The following is a 20598-nucleotide window of genomic DNA, read 5'->3' on the forward strand; positions in this document are numbered from 1 at the left end:
CCGGACGACACGTCCGTCGCGAGCCCGCCTCACTCGTGCTCGTGACGATCGGTCGTTCGGCGCCCACCGAGGGCGCATGCGTGCCCTTCCCCCGGACTCCTGAGTCTGTCTTCCGGACACGCCTTGCTGCCAGCACCGTACCCGGCATGTCCGAACATCGCCGCTCTCGAAGCCCTCCTCACGAGGGTGAAGAGGACACCTGACCAAGCTTGCCCGTGCCGAACTCCGGCTGGGGTCGCCCTGCCTGATTCTTGTGGATCCTTTTCCACACTGTGCCTGAAGATGCAGGGGGACCTGCACTTTTTGGCCGCCGACGTCACTTCCAAGGCCTGGAACACCCGAGAAGTCCGGCTAGTTTCCAATGCGGACCGACATGTGGGCAGACCGAAACAGGGAAACGGGTCAGGCGCCGAAGACCTGCCTGGTGTACGGGTTGAGGAACCGGCGTTCAGGGTCCAGTTGGTCTCGCAGTGCCAAGAAGTCGTTGAAGCGCGGGTAGACCGTTTCGAGGTACGCGGCGTCGCGCGTGTGCATCTTGCCCCAGTGGGGGCGGCCGCCTACGGCGGTCATGAGCTCCTCGACGCCCTCGAAGTACTCCTCGTGCGGGTCGCGGTTGTAGACGTGGATCGCGATGAAGGCGCTCGGGCGGTCGTACGCCATCGACAGCCAGGCGTCCTCGGCGGGCAGCAACCGCACCTCGATCGGAAAGCTGATACGCCAGTCGCGCTTGTCGAAGAGCGCCCGCAGGTCTCGCAGCGTGGGCACGAGCTGCTCGCGCGGGATCGCGTACTCCTGCTCTTTGAATCGCACCGTGCGCGGGCTGGTGAAGACCTTGTACGAGGTGTCGCTGAACGTACGCGCGCCCAGTGCCTTGGCCGAGACGCCGTTAATGAACGGCGCAGTCCCTGGAGCACGGTGGGTGACGTGCTGTAGCAAGCCGAAGGCCGTGTTGGACAGGAACTGGTCGTCCAGCCAGCCCTTGAACGCGGAGAGCGGCTTGGCCGGACCCTCCACGCGGTTGTTGCGCTTGGTCAGGCAGCCCTCGGTATGCGGGAACCAGTAGAACTCGAAGTGCTCGTTGGCCGCCTCGAACTCGTCGAGGCGCGAGAGCACCTCGTCCCAGTTCATCGGCTCCTCGCGGGCCTCCAGGATGAACGTGGGCACGGTTCGCCACGTGATCGCGGTGACGACGCCGAGGGCCCCCACCCCGGCCCGGGCCGCGTCGAACAGCTCCGGTCGTTCGTCCCGGGAGCACGTCACCACGCTGCCGTCGGCGAGGACCAGTTCGAGAGCCTCGACCTGGGACGCGAAGCCGGCGGCGTCGCGGCCGGTGCCGTGCGTCGCGGTCTGGAGGGCGCCCGCGACCGTCTGCTCCTGGATGTCGCCCATGTTGGCGAGCGCGAGGCCGTGCTCGTCCAGGACCAGGTTGAACGCGTGCAGCGGCAGCCCCGCCTCGACCGTGACCAGCCCGCTGGCGGTGTCGACCGAACGGACCGCCGTCAACCCCGTGGGCCGCAGCAAAGCCCCCTCGGCGACCGCGGCACCGGTGAACGAGTGGCCTGTCCCGATCATGCGGACCGTGAGGCCGTCGGCGGCGGCCGAGCGAACCGCGCCGGCCACCTCGTCGGTGGTCCGGGGGGTCACGACGCGCCGTGGCGTGGCCTGCTGGTTCCCGGCCCAGTTCTGCCACTTTTGTGAACTCGCGGGGGACATGCGGTGACTCTACCGGGATCATTGACGTGAAGAGAGTTCATGTTTACTTATTTTCCGGGTCCCGGCCAGGCCGATCGCCGCCGCGATCAGAGCGGCCCCCAGCGGCAGCAGGAACGCGGCCCGCGCGCCGTACAGGTCGACCACCCGCCCGGCGCTGGAGGCACCGAGCGCCACGCCGAGACCGACCGTGGTCGAGACCAGCGCGAGCCCCTCGGTCAGCTGGTGTCCCGGTACGGACTGCTCGACCAGCCCGTACCCCGGGATGATCGTGGGCGAGATCGCCAGGCCGGAGAAGAAGACCACGAACATCATCAGATAGAGGTTCGTGATCAGCAGCGGCGGCACGAGCCCGGCGGCGAGCAGGATCAGCCCGATCCGGAACCGGCGGTCGAGCGGACTGCGCCAGTGCCGCGCCCCGTACCAGAGGGCGGCACTCCCGCTGCCCAGGGCGTAGCAGCCGAGGAGCAGCCCGGCGAGCGCCTTGTGGCCCTTCTCCTCCGCGAACGCGATGCCGCTGACGTCGATCGCCCCGAAGACCGCGCCCAGCATCAGGAAGACCGGCGCCATGATCAGCACTGCGGGGTTGCGCAGCACGCTCGCCGACCCGCCCGCCACGGGCGGAACGGGCGGCGGCTCGGTGCCGCGCTGCGCGGCCAGTGCCAGGCAGCCGGCGAGGGTGCACGCGGCGGCGACGGCCAGGCCCGCCGCCGGATGCACGCCGGTGGCCACGGCTGTGACGATCATCGGACCGCAGACGAAGATCGTCTCGTCCACGACCGACTCGAAGGAGAACGCGGTGTGCAGCCGCGCGGGGCCGTCACGCAGCGCGTACTTCCAGCGCGCCCGCACCCAGGCGCCCAGCGACGGCTGCGTCAGCCCGGCCAGCGCCGCCATGGGGAACAGCGTCCAGGTCGGCAGCCGCAGCAGGGTGAAGATGATCAGTGTGGCGAAGCTGGACGCGTTGGCCAGCGCCAGCGGGATGAGGATCCGGCGTTGCCCGTACCGGTCGGCAAGGCGCGCGCTGAGCGGGGCGCCCGCCGCGTAGGCCAGGGAGAGGGTCGCCGACACCGCACCGGCGATACCGTACGATCCGGTAACCGCGGACACGAGTAGGACGATGGCGATTCCCACCATGGACATCGACATGCGGCCCACGAAGCCCGCGGCGACGAAGGTCCGGGCCCCGGGAACGGCCAGCAGTTCCCGGTACGGATTGGCCAACCCTGTCTCCTCACCCCGGAGACGGCCCCCGGTCTCGTCGTCGACCTTCAGACCCAAGATCACGTTACTGGGACGAAACAACTCTAAAAACAGGTAACCCCTCCGTAGCGACTCTCGTTGGGATTGGTAGTGGCTCCTCCTTCACCACCCCCCAAGGCCAAGACCGGGCGGCGGCGGCTGGCACCGTTGGCCGCGGCCGGTATCGCGTTTCTGGCGGCGGGCAGCCTGGGCAGTGGCGTCTACGCGGCCATCGACACCCGGAACGACAAGCGCAGGTCCACCGCGGGCAAGCCGTCAGAGGCACCGCCGACCGCGCCGCCCGGGCCGGTGACGAACGTGGCGGACGCCGGCCAGGTCGCTCCGCTGCGCCGGGTCGTACCGCCGGACGTGCTCGCGGTGAGAGGCGGAGGCGGCTCGATCAGCCCGGCGCAGATCAACAAGATCTCCAAGCTGGCCAAGGTCCGGGACGTCGTGGCGGTCGCGGGCGGGGCGGTCCAGCTCCAGGGACGCGGGATCAACACGTTCGCCGTCGACCCGTCCTCGTTCCGGTCGTGGACGCCGCCGGGCACCGCGAAGAAGACCGAGTTGTGGGCCGCGCTCGCCGCAGACCAGTTCGTGGTGTCCTCCTCGGCGGCCGAGCAACTCCAGCTCGCCCGCGGCTTCCAGTACCCGATCGTCGCCCGCACGATGCCCAACCTCACGATGGGCGGCTCCGGCACGCTCGGCCTGCCCGGCATCGACATGCTGGTCAGCCGCAAGACCGGCAGTGACCTGGGCCTGGTCCCGAACGTGGCCGTCATGGTGAACGCGCCGGGCGCCAACCCCGCCACGGTCGTCAAGGGAGTCGGCAAGATCCTCGGAGGGGGCGCGAACGTGGTCAATCTGCAAGAGCAGAAGTACCAGGCGCCCGCCGACGGCGGCCGCCCAGGCAGCTACATGGACCTCTACCGGCAGGCCGCCACCACCTGCCCTGGCCTGTCGTGGACGGTCCTCGCCGCTATCGGCCAGGTCGAGAGCGACCACGGCCGGAATGCGGGCCGCTCCAGCGCCGGAGCGCTCGGCCCTATGCAGTTCATGCCCGCCACATGGAAGGCGTACGGCGTGGACGGCGATCGTGATGGCAAAGCGGACATCATGAACCCCTACGACGCCGTTCCCGGGGCTGCCAAGTACCTGTGCGCGAACGGCGCCGGCAAGGGCGGCAAACAGCTCTACCGCGCTATCTGGCACTACAACCACGCCGACTGGTACGTCCAGAAGGTGCTGGCGCTGGCCAAGGCTTACGCCGCCCGCTTCCGCTAGTCACAGCCGGGGTTCGGGGTGACACCTGTCACTCGTAGGTGACTGGTTGGATGGAGGCATGACGACTGGAAGGAAGACGGCTGGAATGAAGACGGCGCAGTACGACGCGCTGCTCCTGCTGTCTTTCGGGGGGCCGGAGGGGCCCGACGACGTGATTCCGTTCCTGGAGAACGTCACCCGGGGGCGGGGCATCCCGCGCGAGCGCCTGGAGGCCGTCGGTGAGCACTACTTCCTCTTCGGCGGCGTCAGCCCGATCAGCCAGCAGTGCCGGGACCTCAAGGCCGCCATCGAGGCCGACTTCAAAGAGCATTCGATCGACCTGCCCGTCTACTGGGGCAACCGCAACTGGACCCCGTACCTCGCCGACACCGTCCGGCAGATGAAGGAGGACGGCGTCCGGCGCGCCGCAGCGTTCGTCACGTCCGCCTACAGCGGCTACTCGACCAGCGACCAGTACGTGGAGGACATCGCGCGCGCCCGCGCCGAGGTGCCGGGTGCGCCGCAGATCGACAAGCTGCCCGCTTACTGCCGCCGCACCGGCTTCCTCAGCCCGTTCGTGGACGCCACCCGGACGGCCCTCGCCGATGCGCCACAGGACACCCACCTCGTCTTCACCGCACACAGCGTGCCGTTCGCACAACCCCGCCGCGAGCTCTACGTGGCCGAGCTGGAGGAGGCCGCGGCCACCGTGGCTGACGAGGCGGCGCCCGGCAGCCCGTGGGCGCTGGTCTACCAGAGCCGGAGCGGGCCACCGAGCCAGCCATGGCTGGAGCCGGACGTGTGCGATCACCTGGAGACGCTGCACGGTGCGGGTGTCCGGTCCGTGGTGACGGTCCCGGTCGGGTTCGTCTCCGACCACATGGAGGTCAAGTACGACCTCGACGTCGAGGCGGCCGCCAAGGCCGAGGAACTCGGAATGCGATTCGTACGGGTCACCACGCCGGGGACAGATCCGCGGTTCGCCGCGCTCGCCCGCGAACTGGTGACCGAAGCAGAGACATCGGGGGAACAAGCGTGAGCCAAGCCGAGGACCTGCTGGAACTGGCCGTGGAGACCGCCCGCGAGGCGGCCCGCATGCTGGTCGACAAGCGGCCGGTGGGCGGGCCGGACGTGGTGCAGACCAAGTCGAGCCCGACCGACGTGGTCACCCAGATGGACCAGGCCGCGGAACGCCTGATCGTCGAGCGCATCCGGGCCGCCCGCCCCGACGACGGCTTCCTGGGTGAGGAGGGCGGCACCCACGACGGCGGCAGCAACGTGCGATGGGTGATCGACCCGATCGACGGGACCGTCAACTACCTGTACGACCTGCCCGACTGGGCCGTCAGCATCGCCGCCGAGGTGGACGGCGTGGCGGTGGCCGGGGTGATCGACATGCCGCGGCGCGGCGAGATGTACACCGCCGTCCAGGGCGGCGGCGCGCTGCTGCAGACCCCGTCCGGCGCCCGTGATCTCCAGGTCAACGCCGACGTGCCGCTCAACCAGGCCCTCGTGGCCACCGGTTTCGGGTACGCGGCGGAGCGCCGCGCCCACCAGGCCGATGTCCTCACCGGCGTACTGCCCAACGTCCGTGACATCAGGCGGAACGGGTCGTGCTGCGTGGACCTGTGCTCGCTCGCTGCGGGCCGCGTGGACGCCTACTACGAACGCGGCGTCCAGGCATGGGACATCGCCGCCGGAGCCTTGATCGTCCAGGAGTCGGGCGGTCTCGTCGGTGGCCTGGAGGGCAGCCCCGCAGGTCCCGAACTGACCATCGCCGCGGGCCCCGCCACCTTCGAAGCCCTCCACGGCCTCCTGCTCCCCCTGGACCCGGCCCGCGACTGACCGGACCCGGCTCGCACTGACCTCACATCCCGCTCTCAGCGGCGCTCAGAGGCATGGAGACCTGCGAACAACAGGAAGACCGGGGCAATGGCCCCGGTCTTCCTGTGGCTATCGCAGAGGCGTCCTCAGTCGCAGCGGGGTGGTTCGACGCCTATGTCGTGGTTCGCTGCGATCCGGCGCAGTTCTTTGATCTCCTCCTGGCGGATGTCCGCCAGGTAGATGTCGCCGTCAGCGTGGGCGTGTTGCAGCGACTCGTACGCGTCGTCGAGTCGTTGTCTGATGGTTCGTGACAGCTCGCCCATGGGCCTCCTCCCGGATCAGGCCAGCTCCTACCCACGCCTACGCTGAAGATAAACCTGTTCCAAACCAGCAATTCGCAGGGTTTTCCGGGGGGCGCGCGGCGCCATCCTGAAAGAGTCTTACGGGCGTCTTACGAGGCCCGTGTCATACCTGACTATGGTGCCGTCCGGTGCGCGAGCAGCATGAACGAGGGGGACGTGAAGTGCGTGTTCTAGTCGTCGAGGACGAGCGGGTGCTCGCCGACGCGATCGCCACCGGCCTGCGCCGGCAGGCGCTGGCCGTGGACGTCGCGTACGACGGCGCCGGCGCTCTGGAGCGGGCCGGGGTCAACGAGTACGACGTGATCGTGCTCGACCGGGACCTGCCCAGGATCCACGGTGACGACGTCTGCAAGCAGCTCGTCGCGCAGCGGTATCCGGCGCGGATCATCATGCTGACGGCGGCCGGCGAGCTGGACGACAAGGTCGAGGGCCTGTCCATCGGTGCCGACGACTACCTGGCCAAGCCGTTCGCGTTCGCCGAGCTGATCGCCCGGGTGCGCGCGCTGGGCCGGCGCGCCTCGGCGCCGCTGCCGCCGGTGCTCGAACGGGCGGGGATCGTGCTCGACCCGTCGCGCCGCGAGGTGCTCCGCGACGGCCGTCCGGTCGATCTCACCCGCAAGGAGTTCGCGGTGCTGGAGGTGCTGCTGGGCGCGGAGGGCGCCGTGGTCAGCTCCGAGCAGCTGCTGGAGAAGGCCTGGGATGAGCACATCGACCCGTTCACGAACGTGGTGCGGGTCACGATGATGACGCTGCGCAAGAAACTCGGTGACCCGCCGGTGATCGAGACGGTGCCGGGAGTGGGGTACCGGCTGTGAGCACCTCGTCCGCCCCCGAGCCCGGTCCTGCCCCGGAGTCCGGCACCGACCGGCAGAAGGTGCCGGCGGAGGCCTCGACCCAGTCCACCTCGCCCCAGCCCCCCTCAGCTCAGCCCACGTCGCCTCAGCCCGCCTCGACCCAGTCCACACAGCCCATCCAGCCCCAGCCGCCCGCCGATCCCGGGCAGCGGCGCGGGTTGTTCAGGTCGCCGGGTACGCAGCCGGTGGTCGTCCAGCCCAAGAACGGCGGCGGCCGCAAGAGCGGGCGGAGGGACGGATCGTCCCTGGCCGAGGACCTCCGGGCACTGCCGGGCCGGGTGAGCGTGCGGCTGCGGCTCACCCTGCTGTACGGGCTGCTGTTCTTCATGGCCGGCGGGCTGCTGCTCCTGGTCATGTCCGTCCTGATGGCCAACATCCTGAGCAAGATCACCATCGTCGACCCGCTGCTCAGCCCCGACGTTCTCGAGAAGTTCCGGCGCGAGTTCGTCGAGGAGACGATGCGGCAGCTCGTGGGGCGGTCGCTGCTCGCGCTCGTCGGCGTCGGGATCATCGCGCTGGTGCTGGGCTACTTCGTCGCGGACCGGGCGCTGAGCCCGTTGCAGCGGGTCACGGCCACCGCGCGCCGCCTGTCGGAGAGCACGCTGCACGAACGCATCGCGCTCGAAGGGCCGGACGACGAGATCAAGGAACTGGCCGACACGTTCGACGCGATGCTGGAGCGGCTCGGCGAGGCCTTCGACTCCCAGCGCCGTTTCGTCGCGAACGCCTCGCACGAGCTGCGGACCCCGCTGGCGATCAACCGGACGCTGCTGGAGGTGGCGCTCGGCGATCCGGACGTGTCCGCCGACCTCAAGACCGTCGGCAAGACCCTGCTGGCCACCAACGCCCGGCATGAGCGGCTCATTGAGGGCCTCCTGCTCCTGGCCCGCAGCGAACGGGAACTGACGGCGCGTACGACGGTGGACCTGGGCGAGGTGGCCGAGACCGTGCTGGATCTCGCCGCCCGCCGCGAGCACGACAACGAGGTCGCCGTCCACCGCGAGCTGACGCCCGGCACCGCGCTCGGCGATCCGGTGCTGTTGGAGCACCTGGTGTCCAACCTGGTCGACAACGCGATCAAGCACAACGACGACGGCGGCGACGTCTGGGTTCGGACGGGTGTCCTGGACGGCTTCGCGACAGTCCAGGTGGAGAACACCGGCCCCGTCGTACCCCACTACGAGGTGGACCGGCTCTTCGAACCGTTCCGCCGCCTGAACTCCGACCGCATCGAGTCCGCCAAGGGCGCCGGCCTCGGGCTGTCGATCGTGCGCTCGGTGGTGCTGGCGCACCGCGGCACGGTCTACGCGACCCCCCGGGCGGGCGGCGGCCTCGTCGTCACCGTCCGCCTTCCCCTGGTCTCACACGCCGCCATCTGACAGCCTTCGCCCGCCGCCTCGTCCCAGCCCGCCGCCTCGTCCCACTACTTGAGGGCTATTTGAGGGTTGAGGGCTACTTGAGGGCCGTTGTGGCCAAGGTGGGATTGCCCTCGTGGTCGAGCTTCAGACCGGTGAACTTGGCGCTGGCCAATGCCGCCTTGGCGTAGCTCCAGAGTGGGATCAGGGCCATGTCGTCGAGGGCGAGTTTCTCGGCCTGCTGCAGGCTGTTCAGGCGGGTGGTGGCCTGCGGGTCCTTGATCGCGTTGGCGAGCGCCTGGTCGAACTGCTCGTTGCGCCATCCGCTGAAGTTGAGCGTGCTGTTGGTCTCGGTGGCGACCTGGTCACCGCCCAGCAGCGGCTGTAGGGCGCTATAAGCGGAGGGATAGTCGGGCACCCAGCCGTACGTCAGAAGGCCGCCCGGCGCGTTCTTGGCGAGCAGGGTCCGCCGCAGCTCCTTGTCGTCGAGCCGGACCGTCTTGATTTCCACCGACCAGTCGAGGTTCTGCTGGAGCTGCTGCTGCACCAGCTCTGCCCAGCGCCTGTACGAGGACAGCTCGCGGGCGTAAATCGTCACCCTGGTGCCGGCCTTGAGGTCCGCCTGCTCGGCCAGCTGCCTGGCCTTGGCCGGGTCGGACGTCTCGCAGGACGGGCAAACGCCGGACCGTGCGAACCCGGGTATCGCGGGGGAGAGCAAGCCCTTCGCGGGGGCGTAGAGGCCTCCGTACAGCGTGTTGTTCATCGCCCGGCGGTCGAGCGCGTACGAGACGGCGAGCCGGGCCTCCCTGGACCTCATCGGGCCGCGCGAGGTGATCGGGACGAGGTAGTTCATGCTCATCGACGGCTGGGTGAGCAGGGCGGATTGAGACTTGGCGCTCGCCAGCGAATCCGTGGAGAGCTCCGCCCAGTCATACGCGCCCGAGGCGAAGCCGGTGCGCCCCACGGTGAGCGCGTCGTCGTTGAACTTGACGGTGACCTGGTCGAGACGGGCCGTGCCGAGCCCCCACGAGGGGTTGCGGACCAGGGTGAGGTCCTTGTCCCGGGTATACAAGCTGATCTTGAAGGGACCGTTGCCCACCGGCATGACGTTGTAGGACTGGTTGTCGGCCTTGAGGGCGTTCGTGGGCACCGGGAAGAAGATCGGGTCGGCCAGCCGCTTGTCGAACTCGCAGTCCGGCTTGGTGAGGGTGACGTCGATGCGGTTCTCGCCGGCGGGGGCTTGGACACCGGAGAAGGTGGTCGCCCTGTTGCCGCTGACCTCGGAATATCCCTTGATGTTGGACATGAGGAGGGGCGCCACGCCGTTCTTGCCCTGTGCGGCGCGGATCCAGCCCCGTACGAACGCCTCGGCGGTCACGGGTTCGCCGTTGCTGAACGTGGTGCCGCTCCTGACGTCGATCTGCCAGGTCGTGCAGGTGGAGTCGACCGGGACGATGCGGGTGGCCAGGCGGTTGCGCACGGCGCCGGTGGAGGTGATCTCGGTCAGCCCGGTGAACAGTTGCTTGACCACGAAGCGGGTGCCGCTGCCGTAACCCGCCTGCGAGGGGTTGAGCTCTTCGTCCGAGAAGAACTTGCTCACGACCATGGTGAACTGGCCGCCGCGCTTGGACGTCGGTTTGTCGTCCTTCCCGAAGAGGTCCACGGCGATCACCGAGCCGGTGACGACGAGCGCCACGAGCGCGGCACTGCCCGCACCGGCGAGCACACCGATCGTTCGCCTGCGCGGGCCACCTGTACCGGGCGGTCCACCGGGCCTGCCGGGCCCGCCGAGCCCGCTTGCCGGCGAGGTGGTTTGCGCGCCCGGTGAGGTGGGGCCGTTCGGCCATGAAGCGCCGCCTCCGTTGCCGCCGGGCGCGGGCTGGGCGTAGGGGTGCCCTGGCGCCGCGTCGTAGGGGTACCCGGCCCCGACGTACGGATTGTGAGGCGGAAACGAGTCGGGCTGGTCGAATCCGGGAGGGAGGGCGGGGGGAGCAACAGGCGGGGCAGGCACAGCCGCAGGTGGAGTGCCGGGCGGTGTAGTGGGCGGTGTGGCGGGCGGCTGAAGGAGGCGGACCTCGGTGGTCTCGGCCGCCGCCGCAGCGCCCTGCGTGAGGACGGCGGCGGGCTGGGCCTGCGGGCTGGAGCCGCTCTGCGGAAGGCTCCCTGCCAGGCCGAGGAGGCGTACGAGGACCTGCTGCGAGGACGGCCGGACCGCGGGATCCTTGCTCAGACACTGGAGGACGAGGTCGCGCAGCGGTTCGGTAAGCGCGCCCAGGTCCGGCGGCAGGTTGAGGATGCGGTGCATGACGGCCGGGATGGAGTCCTGGCCGAACGCGGGCCGCCCGGTGGCCGCGTAGACCATCGTGGTGCCCCACGCGAACACGTCGGCCTCGGGGCCGACCCGGGCCCCGGAGATCTGCTCGGGCGCCATATAGGCGGGCGTGCCCACGGCTGTGCTGGACAGCGTGCCGGTGGCGTCCAGCGCCCGCGCGATGCCGAAGTCGATCACGCGCGGCCCGTCCGCCGGCAGCAGCACGTTGGCGGGCTTGAAGTCGCGGTGCACCACCCCGGCCTCGTGGATCGCGGCGAGCGCGGTGATCGTGCCGATCGCGATCCGGTCCAGGACCGCGCCGGTGCGCGGGCCCTCGGTGGCGAGCACCTGCGACAGCGGCGGGCCGTCGATGTACTCGCTGACGATGTACGGGCGGTCGCCCTCTACGTCGGCGTCCAGGATGGACGCCGTGCAGAAGGCCGCCACCCGCCGCGCCACGTCCAGCTCGGCGGCGAACCGCGAGCGGGCCTTGGGGTGGCCGCTGAAGCGCGCGTGCAGCAGCTTCACGGCCACCCTGGCGCCGTCGTCGCCCTCGCCCAGGAACACCGAACCCTGGCCGCCCTCGCCGATCAGGCCGACGAGACGGTAGCCGCTCAACCGGTCGGGATCGCCTGGGCGCAGAGGGAGAACGTCCATGGGCGGGGGGTCCTCCAGGTTTATTGCTTGCGGGCCGTTCCGAACGCCTGGGGGCTGGTCCTGGACTGGTCTGTGCGCCACTCCCAGCGCATCGAGGGAGTCGAGCTCAGGAAGAACGTCAGGTACCCCTCAGCGCAGTTCTTGTTAAGGGTGCTGAGGGGCGTCTCGCGATACGTCGCCTTGGTGCTGTCGCCGCCGATGTACGACAACCTGGTGGAGCAGTTGTCGGAGACGTTGCTGTAGGTGTACCGGGCGATGCCTGCACTCCGGAAGATCGTGAACCGTGCCGTGAAGCTCCTGGTGTCCGGCTTGGAGGAGGCGGGCTGGCTGGCCGGCCCCTCCCAGATGCCTGAGAGCTCGCCGGCGCCGAGCGACGGCGTGCGCGTGGGCAGGCTGTAAGTGGGCGGGCTGTAGGTCGACCGGAACGGCGGCGGATCGTCGTCGTCGCTGCCGATCGCGGCCAGCACGACCACGAGAATGATCCCGACCACCAGCAGCGCACCGCAGCCGATGCCGATGATGGCGGGCGCGTTGGAACCGCCCTGGCGCGGCGGCGGCCCGTACATCGGCGGCTGTGGCGGGATACCCGGCCCCTGCTGCATGTGCATGGGAGTCGGCGTGTGCGGCCCCTGCGGCATGCCCTGGCCCTGATACATGGGCATGGGCGGCGGAGTGATCTGCTGCGGTGGCGGTGTGCTGGGGCCGACCCCGCCCTGGTGCATGGGCATCGGGGGCGGTGTGAGGGGCTGTGGCGGCGGCGTGTGCCGCGCCTGGGGAACGGGCGGCGGTGCCTGCATCTGGGCGGCGATCCGGGTGCCCTGGTTGAGCAGGTCCTCCTGGCCCGCACCCGGGTTGGACGGCGCCGCGCCGACGTGGCCGAGCAACTGCAGCAGCAGCGTCGCCGCGGGCGGCCGGAGCCCGGCGTCCTTGGACAGGCAGCGCCCCACCAGGTCGCGGACCGGCCCGGCGGGCAGCGCCGACAGGTCGGGCTCCTCATTCAGGATCTTGTTGATGATCACCGGGAGCGTGTCGGCCTCGAACGGCGACTGGCCCGTCGCGGCGAAGACCATGGTCGCGCCCCACGCGAAGATGTCGACCGCGGGGGTGAGCGGCGCCCCGGTGAGCTGCTCCGGCGCCAGGTAGCCGGGGGTGCCGACCACCATGCCGGTGGCGGTGACCGCGCTCTCCTGGGAGTTGACCGTGCGGGCGATGCCGAAGTCGACCACGCGCGGGCCGTCGGACGCCAGCATGACGTTGTTGGGCTTGAAGTCGCGGTGGACGATCCCGGCCTCGTGGATGGCCGCGAGGGCCGTCACGGTGCCGATCGCCAGCCGTTCGAGCTCGGCCGCGTCGCGCGGCCCGTTGTGCGCGACCACGTCGTGCAGCGAGGGGCCGTCGATGAACTCGCTGACGACGTACGGCTGGTCGCCGTGCACGTCGGCCTCGATCACCCGGGCGGTGCAGAACGGCTCGACCTTCTGCGCCGCGCTCACCTCACGGGTGAACCTGGCGCGCGCGGCCGGGTCGCTCGCCATCTGGGCATGCAGCAGCTTGACGGCGACGTACTCGCCGCTGGGCGACTTGCCGAGAAAGACCGCGCCCTGCCCGCCCGCGCCGAGCCGCCCGACGACCTCGTACTGCCCCAATACGCGGGGATCGCCTGGCTCCAGGGGAGCGGCATCCGGCATCTGACCCTCCAGTGACCCGTCAGTAATGTGCCGCGTGTCGGACGCCGGCCCCCGTCATGGGGCACCCCGGACCGTGACGATGCGGGGACGCCCTGTCAGGGGACCCGCCCCAACCTAGGCGGGCACGATATCGCGTTAGTTCAGACGTTTCACCGGAGCGATCGGTTCGGGGGCGCAAGCCCCCTTGTTTCAGGACCACGAGAAAGCCTCCCGCCGGTCGGCGAGCACAACGCGGCCGGGACCGATATGATCCCGCCGCCGTGGGAAGCCCCGGTGGGGCGTTCCGGCCCTGATTCAGTCCGGGATACCCGATCGGGTCTGTGATGTACGACACATATCGGGGGAGTGATCTGGGGTGATCGGTGTCACCGGTGGGATCAGTCGCGCCTTGTGTGTCGCAGGCCACTGCCCGTGACAGAATTTCCCGCCCGGATCGGGCACAAGAAGGGTCTCCCGAGCGTTAGATCCGCGCGACGGGGCGCATAAAGGACTGAGGGGGATGGAGATAGAAGATGGCGACCGACTACGACAGCCCACGTAAGACAGACGACGATCTCAACGAGGACAGCCTCCAGGAGCTTCAGGCTCGGCGGGCCGACAAGGCCGCGAGCATCATCGACGAGGACCTGGACGCCGGCGAGGTCGCCGAGCTTCCAGGCGCGGACCTGTCCAACGAGGAGCTCACCTTCCGGGTGGTTCCCCGCCAGGCGGACGAGTTCACCTGCACGCGGTGCTTCCTGGTGCACCATCGCAGCCAGCTGGCCACCGAGAAGAACGGCCAGCCCATCTGCCGCGAGTGCGCCGCCTGACGGGAGCCCCCGGTGGGAGGAGAAAAACGCGACGACGAGGAGCACACTACGGTCGCCGTCCCGGAGGACGCCGAGATCGGTGAGCTGATCGGCAAGCTCTCCAACGACGACGACATGGACCGCGAGACCCGCGGCCGCCTGTTCGGGCGACTCGCCCGGCTGCTCGGCCACAGCGCGAGCAGAGCAGGCGCCGCGGGCATCGCGCGGGGCCGCTGGCTGGCGGATCTGATGACCGCGGCCGCGCCCCACATCCCCATCCGTGATCTGGAGACCCTGAGCCGCCACCATCACGGCCTGACCGGCGAGGATCTCGCCGACAACGTGGTGCGGGTGGCGGCCAACGGCACGACCGCGGTGGGCGCCGCCGGAGGCGCGCTCGCGGCGGTGCAGTTCGCCGCGCCGCCGCTGTTGCTCACCGCCCCCGCCCAGCTCGCCGCCGAGACCCTGGTGATCGCGGCCGTCGAGGTCAAGATGATCGCCGAGCTGCACGAGGTCTACGGGGTCCGCGTCGAGGGCTCGGGCACCGCGCGCGGCGCCGCGTTCCTCACGGCCTGGGCCAAACGCCGCGGCATCAACCCGCTCGAGACCGGATCGTTCGCCAACGCGCTCGGCTCGGCAGCCAAGGTCGCCCTCCGCAAGCGCCTGCTGCGCACCATGGGCCGCAGCCTCAGCACGATGGGCCCGTTCCTGACCGGCGCGGCCGCCGGCGCCGCCCTCAACCGCACCGCGACCAAGCGCCTCTCCGAAGAGATCCGCAAGGACCTCCGGGCCACCACCTCCACACCGCTCCCCAGCGAACCACCCCGGCTCCCCTCCGCCGACTAGCCCCCCCGGAAGCCAGGGCGTGACGCACCGCTACCCGCAGTCCTAGGGGAAGTCGAGTTCGGACGGCATCGTGGTCGATCCCTTCGGAGTGCTGGGGATCGACCACGATGTGCGAGTCATGGACCCCCGGCTCAGACCTCGGCCTTGAGCTCGTAGGGGGACTTGCCCGTGCCCTTGGCCCACTGCCGGGCCGCCGCGCGGGTGGCCAGGAGCCGGGCGACCTCCATGCCCACACCCATGATCACGGCCCAGCCGATCGCCTCGTGCAGCGCGACCTCGGGGGATTCGGGGTTGGTCGGCGGCTCCTTGCCGGTGGTCTTCTTCCACGCCATGGTGATCACCTTCTTGGCGACGAAGCCGCCGGCGAAGGCCGCGGCACCCGCCATCAGGCGCCAGCCGATGTCACCCTTGTCCGCCATCGTGTCCTCCCGTACTCGAATCTGTGGTCGACGCTACCGGACCGCCGTGCACCGGCTTAATCGGCATGCGGAACGCCCCGATGTCAATACCATTGGCGCATGACAGAACAGCCGCGTACGCCGAACGTCCCCGCCAAGCCCTCCCTCGACGGCTTGGAGGAGAAGTGGGTGCGCGCCTGGGAGACCGAGGGCACGTACAGGTTCGACCGGACGAGGACGCGGGCCGAGGTCTACTCCATCGACACGCCGCCCCCCACGGTCAGCGGCTCCCTGCACGTCGGTCACGTCTTCTCCTACACCCACACCGACACCGTGGCGCGCTTCCAGCGGATGCGCGGCCGGGAGGTCTTCTACCCGATGGGGTGGGATGACAACGGGCTTCCGACGGAACGCCGCGTGCAAAACTACTTCGGCGTCCGCTGTGACCCGTCGCTGTCGTATGACCCGTCGTTCGAGCCGCCGGAAAAGCCGGATCCGAAGCGCCAGCTGCCGGTCAGCCGCCGCAACTTCATCGAGCTGTGCGAACGGCTGACGGAGATCGACGAGAAGGCCTTCGAGGAGATGTGGCGCCGGGTCGGCCTCTCGGTCGACTGGAACCACCTCTACACGACCATCGGCGACGAGTCCCGGATCGCGTCGCAGCGCGCGTTCCTGCGCAACCTCGCGCGCGGTGAGGCGTACGTCTCGGAGGCACCGACACTCTGGGACGTCACGTTCCGGACGGCGGTCGCGCAGGCGGAGCTGGAAGACCGCGATCACCCCGGCGCCTTTTACCGGCTGCGTTTCAATGGCGATGAGCGCCCGGTCTACATCGAGACCACCCGGCCGGAGTTGCTGCCCGCGTGCGTCGCGGTCGTCGCGCACCCCGACGACGAGCGCTACCAGGAGTTGTTCGGGACCACCGTGCGGACGCCGTTGTTCGGCGTCGAGGTCCCGGTCGTCGCGCACCGGCTGGCCGAGCCCGGCAAGGGCTCGGGCATCGCGATGATCTGTACGTTCGGCGACATCAACGACGTCACCTGGTGGCGCGAGCTCGACCTGCCCACGAGGGCGATCATCGATTGGGACGGGCGGCTGGCGCACGAGCCGCCACAGGGCGTTCCGGCGCATCCGTACGGCGAGCTGGCGGGCAAGACGGTCTTCTCCGCCAAGGAACGGATCGTCGAGCTGCTGCGCGAGTCCGGTGACCTGGACGGCGAGCCGCGCAAGGTCACCCGGCCGGTCAAGTTCTACGAGAAGGGCAACAAGCCGCTGGAGATCGTCACCACCCGCCAGTGGTACATCCGCAACGGCGGCCGTGACGCGGAGACACGCACGGAGCTCCTTGCGCGGGGGCGCGAACTCGTCTGGCACCCGCCCTACATGCGGGCCCGGTACGAGAACTGGGTCGAGGGCCTGGCGGGCGACTGGCTGATCTCGCGGCAGCGGTTCTTCGGCGTGCCGATCCCGGTCTGGTACCGGCTGGACGACGCGGGCGAGCCCGTCTACGACGATCCGATCGTTCCGGCCGAGGACAGCCTGCCGGTCGACCCGTCCTCCGACGTCCCGCCCGGCTACACCGAGGACCAGCGCGGCAAGGCCAACGGCTTCATCGCCGACCCCGACGTGATGGACACGTGGGCCACCTCGTCGCTCAGCCCGCAGATCGCGGGCGGCTGGGAACGCGACGCCGATCTCTTCTCCCGCGTCTTCCCGTTCGACCTGCGCCCGCAGGCCCACGACATCATCCGGACCTGGCTGTTCTCCACCGTGGTCCGCGCTCACCTGGAGCACGGCTCGTTGCCGTGGACCGACACCGCCCTGTCCGGCTGGATCCTCGACCCGGACCGCAAGAAGATGTCCAAGTCCAAGGGCAACGTCGTCACGCCGATCGCGCTCCTGGAGGAGTACGGCTCGGACGCGGTCCGCTACTGGGCGGCCAATGGCCGTCCCGGCACCGACACCGCGTTCGACACAGGCCAGATCAAGGTCGGCCGCCGTCTCGCCATCAAGATCCTGAACGCCTCGAAGTTCGTGCTCGGCTTCGGCGAGGTCGATTCCGGCGCCGCCGTCACCGAGCCGCTGGACCTGGCGATGCTCGCCACGCTCAGCGGCGTGGTGGACGAGGCGACCAAGGCCTTCGAGGGCTACGACTACACCCGGGCGCTGGAACGTACGGAACGTTTCTTCTGGGAGTTCTGCGACGACTACCTGGAGCTGGTCAAGACCCGCGCCTATGGGGACGGCCCCGAGGCCCAATCGGCCCGCGTCGCCCTCCGCACGGCGCTCTCGGTGATGCTGCGGCTCTTCGCGCCCGTCCTGCCGTACGTCACCGAGGAGGTCTGGTCGTGGTGGCGTGAGGGCTCGGTCCACCGCGCATCCTGGCCCGAGGTCGCCGAGCTGCCGTCCGGTGGTGACCCGGCCGTGCTGGCCGCCACCGCCGAGGCGCTGCGCCAGGTCCGCAAGGCCAAGTCGGAGGCCAGGGCCTCGATGCGCGCCGATGTCGCCCGGGCCGTCGTCCGGGGCGCCGAGGTGCGGCACGTGGCCGGGCCCGATCTGGTCGCGGCGGGCCGCATCGCCGACCTGGCCCTCGAAGAGGAGCCCGTCGAGCTCACCGTCCACGTGACCCTCGCCCCTACCGGCTGACACGTTCCCGGGCATGACTCAGGGCCGGGCTTTGACCCGGCCCTGCGCTGCGCGTGGGCTACTTGATGCGGACGATCGAGCTGCGCTTGGTCGTGTTGTCGCTGTAGGAAAGGATCTTCCTCGCCCAAAGCTTGGTCGCGGAAGTGCCGGGCACCGTGAACCTGAAGGTGTAGGTGGTGTCGGCGGTGATGGACTTGACCGTCCCGGTGCCGTTGGCGTTGCGGTAGAACTCAAGCTTCGCCACGGCGATGTCGCCGGGAGTGGTGTCGCGGAGGTTGCCGGTCAGCACAATGTTGCTGCCGTTGACGGTCCACGTGCCCGAGGCCTTGACCTCCGTGGGGCTGTAGAGGTCGAGGTTCCAGTCGGTGACCTTCGTCGGCTCCGCGGCGGCGGCCTCCGCGGCTTGCGCGGCCGGCGCCATGGCGCTCACCGCGATCGCCGCGGCGGCAAAGCTGATAGCCGTTCTGCGCATGGGTGTCCTTTGCAGTGGTCCAGGGAAAGGGCGGCCGAATGATCACCGGCCGCGGACCATGCTCGCGAGCGGGATGGAGGGGCGACAGAAGCCACGGGGCCAACATGGGGCCGCCCGGGTAGGCCCAGGGCACTAGGGCGATACGGTCTTGACTCACGTTCACGGCGCTCTCCATATTAGATTTGGTATCTAATTGCCGCGACGAACGGAGGGCCGGGGTTGGATGAGATCGACGAACGGCACCCGGTCATCGCGCCGCGGCGGGTCAGGTTCGACTGGTCGGCCACCCCGCTGCACTGGATCCCCGGCGAGCCCGTCGCCACGCACTTCATCAACGTGCTGCACCTGCTCCTCCCCGCCGGTGAGCGGTGGTTCGTGCACGTCTACAAGCAGGCGCTGCCGCTGGTGGAGAACGACGAGCAACTGCGCAGGGAGGTCAAGGGCTTCATGGGCCAGGAGGCCGTGCACGCGTACTCCCACCAGGGCGTGCTCGACCGCCAGATGCTCGCCCAGGGCCTGGACCCGCGGCCGCTCACGAACAAGATCGAGTGGGTGTTCCAGAACCTCCTGGGCGACCGGCCCCCGCTCCCGCTGGTCCCCAAGCGCCAGTGGCTCAACTTCCGCATCGGGATCATCGCCGCGATCGAGCACTACACGGCGGTGCTCGGCCAGTGGATCCTGGACGCCCGGGAACTGGACGAGGCGGGCGCGGACCCGACGATGATGGACCTGCTGCGCTGGCACGGCGCGGAGGAGGTCGAGCACCGGTCGGTGGCCTTCGACGTGTACCAGCACGTGTCCGGTGCGTACTGGCGGCGCTTCCTCGCGTTCTTCACCGGCGTGCTGGCGATGCCGCTCATGGTCTACTTCGGCTCCGCGTACCTGTGCCTCAAGGACCCGACGCTGAAGGGCGTACGACCACGGATCCGCGACTACCGCCGGGCCGTCCGCCGCGGCATCTTCCCGAGCAACCGCTTCATGATCGGCGCCGCCCGCGCCTATCTGCGCCGCGACCACCACCCCTCGCAGGAATGCTCGACGCAGAAGGCGCTCGACTACCTGGCGACCTCACCCGCGGCGATGGCCGCGCGCCCCCAGGCGGACGAAACCGCCTCCTGAAGACGGGGCCGGGCTCCCGAAATCCGCGCCGTCGGGAGCCCGGTCCGCTTTCCGAAAGCCGCTCACTCGCGTGCGCCTCCTGAGCCTCCTGCGAGGTCGGCGAGGAACGCGACCGTCCGGGCCTGCTCCTCCTCGGGTCCGAAGGGCATGGGGATGAGGTCGGTCGCGCCGGCGTCGGCCAGGCGGCGGATCTCACGTTCGACTGCGGCCTCGTCGCCCACGACGATCGTGTCCTCGACACCCCTGGCGCCGCCGCGGTCCATGACGGCACGGTAGGCGGGGACCTGCGCGGCCATGCCGAAGTTCTCGGCGACCCAGGCGCGGCGCGCGTCCGGGTCATCCGTCACGGCGACGAACGGGGAGGCCACCACGCGAGGGGCCGGGCGCCCGGCGCCCGCCGCGGCCTTGGTGATCGTCGGAACGAAGTAGTCGGCGATGACCTCGGGCCCGGCCCACAACACGATCGTCCCGTCGGTGAGTTCGCCGGCGATCCGCAGCATGGCGGGACCGAGCGCGGCGATCAGGACCGCGGGCGGCGTCGCGCCCGGGGCCAGGACGACCCCCTCGGCCTTGAGCGTCTCGCCTTCGTACGCCACGCTCTCGCCGTGCAGGAGCGGGCCGAGCGCGGTCAGGTACTCGCGCATCCTGAGCGCAGGCCGGTCGAACGACATGCCGAACCCGTCCTCGACGATGTGCCTGTGGCTCACGCCGAGCCCGAGTGTGAGCCGGTTGCCGATCGCCGCCTGGATGGTCAGTGCCTGTGCCGCCATGGCCAGCGGGTGCCGGGGAATGGCCGGCACGACGCTGGTGCCGAGTTCGATGCCGGGAGCGGTACGGCCCGCTATGGCCAGGGTGGTGAGCGCGTCCCAACCATGCCGCTGGGCGAACCAGGCGCCGGTGAAGCCCGCTTCGGCGACTTCCCGCGTCTTCTCGACGACGGCGTCGAGGGACATGCCAAGCTCGTCCACGAACAGTCCGATGCGCATACTGCGTCTCCTCTGGGGCATAAGGGGAGGAAATTCCTCCGTATAGCGCACAGTATCAATATGTGGAGGAAAATCCT

The 20598-nt window shown here is 69.8% G+C and carries 17 protein-coding genes; 9 read left to right on the forward strand and 8 right to left on the reverse strand.

The features are described 5' to 3' along the window. Positions 1-402: 402 nt before the first annotated feature. Together ACH34W_RS25085 and ACH34W_RS25090 are read right to left on the reverse strand one after the other, a co-directional pair. Entirely contained in the window at positions 403-1713 is a 1311-nt protein-coding gene (locus ACH34W_RS25085; RefSeq protein ID WP_395963459.1) for a D-arabinono-1,4-lactone oxidase, read from the reverse strand. A gap of 18 nt (positions 1714-1731) precedes the next feature. Beyond that, positions 1732-2997: an MFS transporter gene (locus ACH34W_RS25090; protein ID WP_395963460.1), complete on the reverse strand. Its 1266-nt coding sequence runs from the start codon at positions 2995-2997 to the stop codon at positions 1732-1734. Between the two features lie 54 nt (positions 2998-3051). Here ACH34W_RS25090 and ACH34W_RS25095 point away from each other — a divergent pair, with 54 nt between their 5' ends. Genes ACH34W_RS25095 through ACH34W_RS25105 form a run of 3 tightly spaced genes read left to right on the forward strand, consistent with a single transcriptional unit; the run spans position 3052 to position 6060 of the window. Then, complete coding sequence (locus tag ACH34W_RS25095; RefSeq protein ID WP_395963461.1) at positions 3052-4236, forward strand: lytic transglycosylase domain-containing protein; 1185 nt, start codon at positions 3052-3054, stop codon at positions 4234-4236. Between the two features lie 58 nt (positions 4237-4294). Further along, positions 4295-5254, forward strand: a complete 960-nt coding sequence (locus ACH34W_RS25100) for a ferrochelatase (protein WP_395963462.1) — start codon at positions 4295-4297, stop codon at positions 5252-5254. After that, positions 5251-6060, forward strand: coding sequence for an inositol monophosphatase family protein (locus ACH34W_RS25105; RefSeq protein WP_395963463.1), 810 nt, complete (start codon positions 5251-5253; stop codon positions 6058-6060). Before ACH34W_RS25100 ends, ACH34W_RS25105 begins: the two co-directional genes overlap by 4 nt. Positions 6061-6185: 125 nt before the next feature. Here the strand turns inward: ACH34W_RS25105 and ACH34W_RS25110 are convergent, their stop codons facing one another. Then, entirely contained in the window at positions 6186-6362 is a 177-nt protein-coding gene (locus ACH34W_RS25110) for a hypothetical protein (protein ID WP_395963465.1), read from the reverse strand. Between the two features lie 200 nt (positions 6363-6562). Between ACH34W_RS25110 and ACH34W_RS25115 the strand changes: the two genes are divergently transcribed. Together ACH34W_RS25115 and ACH34W_RS25120 are read left to right on the forward strand one after the other, a co-directional pair. Continuing rightward, a complete protein-coding gene (locus ACH34W_RS25115; protein ID WP_395963467.1) occupies positions 6563-7216 on the forward strand; it encodes a response regulator transcription factor in 654 nt (217 codons plus the stop codon). Next, positions 7213-8634 carry an ATP-binding protein gene (locus tag ACH34W_RS25120; RefSeq protein WP_395963469.1) on the forward strand — a complete coding sequence of 474 codons (1422 nt, stop codon included), beginning with the start codon at positions 7213-7215 and terminating at the stop codon, positions 8632-8634. Before ACH34W_RS25115 ends, ACH34W_RS25120 begins: the two co-directional genes overlap by 4 nt. A 73-nt stretch (positions 8635-8707) precedes the next feature. Here the strand turns inward: ACH34W_RS25120 and ACH34W_RS25125 are convergent, their stop codons facing one another. Continuing rightward, positions 8708-11578 (reverse strand): ABC transporter substrate-binding protein, encoded by a 2871-nt coding sequence (locus tag ACH34W_RS25125; RefSeq protein ID WP_395963470.1) that lies wholly within the window; start codon positions 11576-11578, stop codon positions 8708-8710. A 20-nt stretch (positions 11579-11598) separates the two neighbouring features. Continuing rightward, the gene (locus ACH34W_RS25130; RefSeq protein WP_395963471.1) at positions 11599-13266 is read right to left on the reverse strand and encodes a serine/threonine-protein kinase; all 1668 of its coding nucleotides are present in this window, start codon (positions 13264-13266) and stop codon (positions 11599-11601) included. Between the two features lie 512 nt (positions 13267-13778). On the opposite strand from ACH34W_RS25130, the gene ACH34W_RS25135 reads away from it, so the two are divergent. Both ACH34W_RS25135 and ACH34W_RS25140 read left to right on the forward strand, forming a co-directional pair. Beyond that, positions 13779-14075, forward strand: coding sequence for a DUF4193 domain-containing protein (locus ACH34W_RS25135; RefSeq protein WP_131740700.1), 297 nt, complete (start codon positions 13779-13781; stop codon positions 14073-14075). Positions 14076-14087: 12 nt separating this feature from the next. After that, complete coding sequence (locus ACH34W_RS25140) at positions 14088-14900, forward strand: hypothetical protein (RefSeq protein WP_395963472.1); 813 nt, start codon at positions 14088-14090, stop codon at positions 14898-14900. 131 nt (positions 14901-15031) lie between these two features. Here the strand turns inward: ACH34W_RS25140 and ACH34W_RS25145 are convergent, their stop codons facing one another. Continuing rightward, positions 15032-15319, reverse strand: a complete 288-nt coding sequence (locus ACH34W_RS25145) for a DUF4235 domain-containing protein (RefSeq protein ID WP_395963473.1) — start codon at positions 15317-15319, stop codon at positions 15032-15034. 99 nt (positions 15320-15418) lie between these two features. Between ACH34W_RS25145 and valS the strand changes: the two genes are divergently transcribed. After that, complete coding sequence (valS, locus tag ACH34W_RS25150; protein ID WP_395963474.1) at positions 15419-17944, forward strand: valine--tRNA ligase; 2526 nt, start codon at positions 15419-15421, stop codon at positions 17942-17944. Between the two features lie 58 nt (positions 17945-18002). Here valS and ACH34W_RS25155 read toward each other — a convergent pair whose 3' ends face one another. Further along, positions 18003-18416: a hypothetical protein gene (locus ACH34W_RS25155; RefSeq protein WP_395963475.1), complete on the reverse strand. Its 414-nt coding sequence runs from the start codon at positions 18414-18416 to the stop codon at positions 18003-18005. Positions 18417-18635: 219 nt separating this feature from the next. Between ACH34W_RS25155 and ACH34W_RS25160 the strand changes: the two genes are divergently transcribed. Then, the gene (locus tag ACH34W_RS25160; protein WP_395963476.1) at positions 18636-19535 is read left to right on the forward strand and encodes a metal-dependent hydrolase; all 900 of its coding nucleotides are present in this window, start codon (positions 18636-18638) and stop codon (positions 19533-19535) included. A 62-nt stretch (positions 19536-19597) separates the two neighbouring features. Here ACH34W_RS25160 and ACH34W_RS25165 read toward each other — a convergent pair whose 3' ends face one another. Beyond that, positions 19598-20521, reverse strand: coding sequence for a TIGR03564 family F420-dependent LLM class oxidoreductase (locus ACH34W_RS25165; protein ID WP_395963477.1), 924 nt, complete (start codon positions 20519-20521; stop codon positions 19598-19600). Positions 20522-20598: the final 77 nt, after the last annotated feature.

Origin of the sequence: Actinomadura sp. 6N118, from assembly GCF_044326415.1 — a bacterium.
Classification (GTDB): Bacteria; Actinomycetota; Actinomycetes; order Streptosporangiales; family Streptosporangiaceae; genus Spirillospora.

Bases quoted from the DNA above. Each gene is read 5' to 3' on its own strand.
- valS (WP_395963474.1), top strand. From the start codon at position 15,419: ATGACAGAACAGCCGCGTACGCCGAACGTCCCCGCCAAGCCCTCCCTC.
- ACH34W_RS25135 (WP_131740700.1), top strand. From the start codon at position 13,779: ATGGCGACCGACTACGACAGCCCACGTAAGACAGACGACGATCTCAAC.
- ACH34W_RS25145 (WP_395963473.1), bottom strand. From the start codon at position 15,319: ATGGCGGACAAGGGTGACATCGGCTGGCGCCTGATGGCGGGTGCCGCG.
- ACH34W_RS25155 (WP_395963475.1), bottom strand. From the start codon at position 18,416: ATGCGCAGAACGGCTATCAGCTTTGCCGCCGCGGCGATCGCGGTGAGC.
- ACH34W_RS25130 (WP_395963471.1), bottom strand. From the start codon at position 13,266: ATGCCGGATGCCGCTCCCCTGGAGCCAGGCGATCCCCGCGTATTGGGG.
- ACH34W_RS25100 (WP_395963462.1), top strand. From the start codon at position 4,295: ATGACGACTGGAAGGAAGACGGCTGGAATGAAGACGGCGCAGTACGAC.
- ACH34W_RS25110 (WP_395963465.1), bottom strand. From the start codon at position 6,362: ATGGGCGAGCTGTCACGAACCATCAGACAACGACTCGACGACGCGTAC.
- ACH34W_RS25125 (WP_395963470.1), bottom strand. From the start codon at position 11,578: ATGGACGTTCTCCCTCTGCGCCCAGGCGATCCCGACCGGTTGAGCGGC.
- ACH34W_RS25165 (WP_395963477.1), bottom strand. From the start codon at position 20,521: ATGCGCATCGGACTGTTCGTGGACGAGCTTGGCATGTCCCTCGACGCC.
- ACH34W_RS25085 (WP_395963459.1), bottom strand. From the start codon at position 1,713: ATGTCCCCCGCGAGTTCACAAAAGTGGCAGAACTGGGCCGGGAACCAG.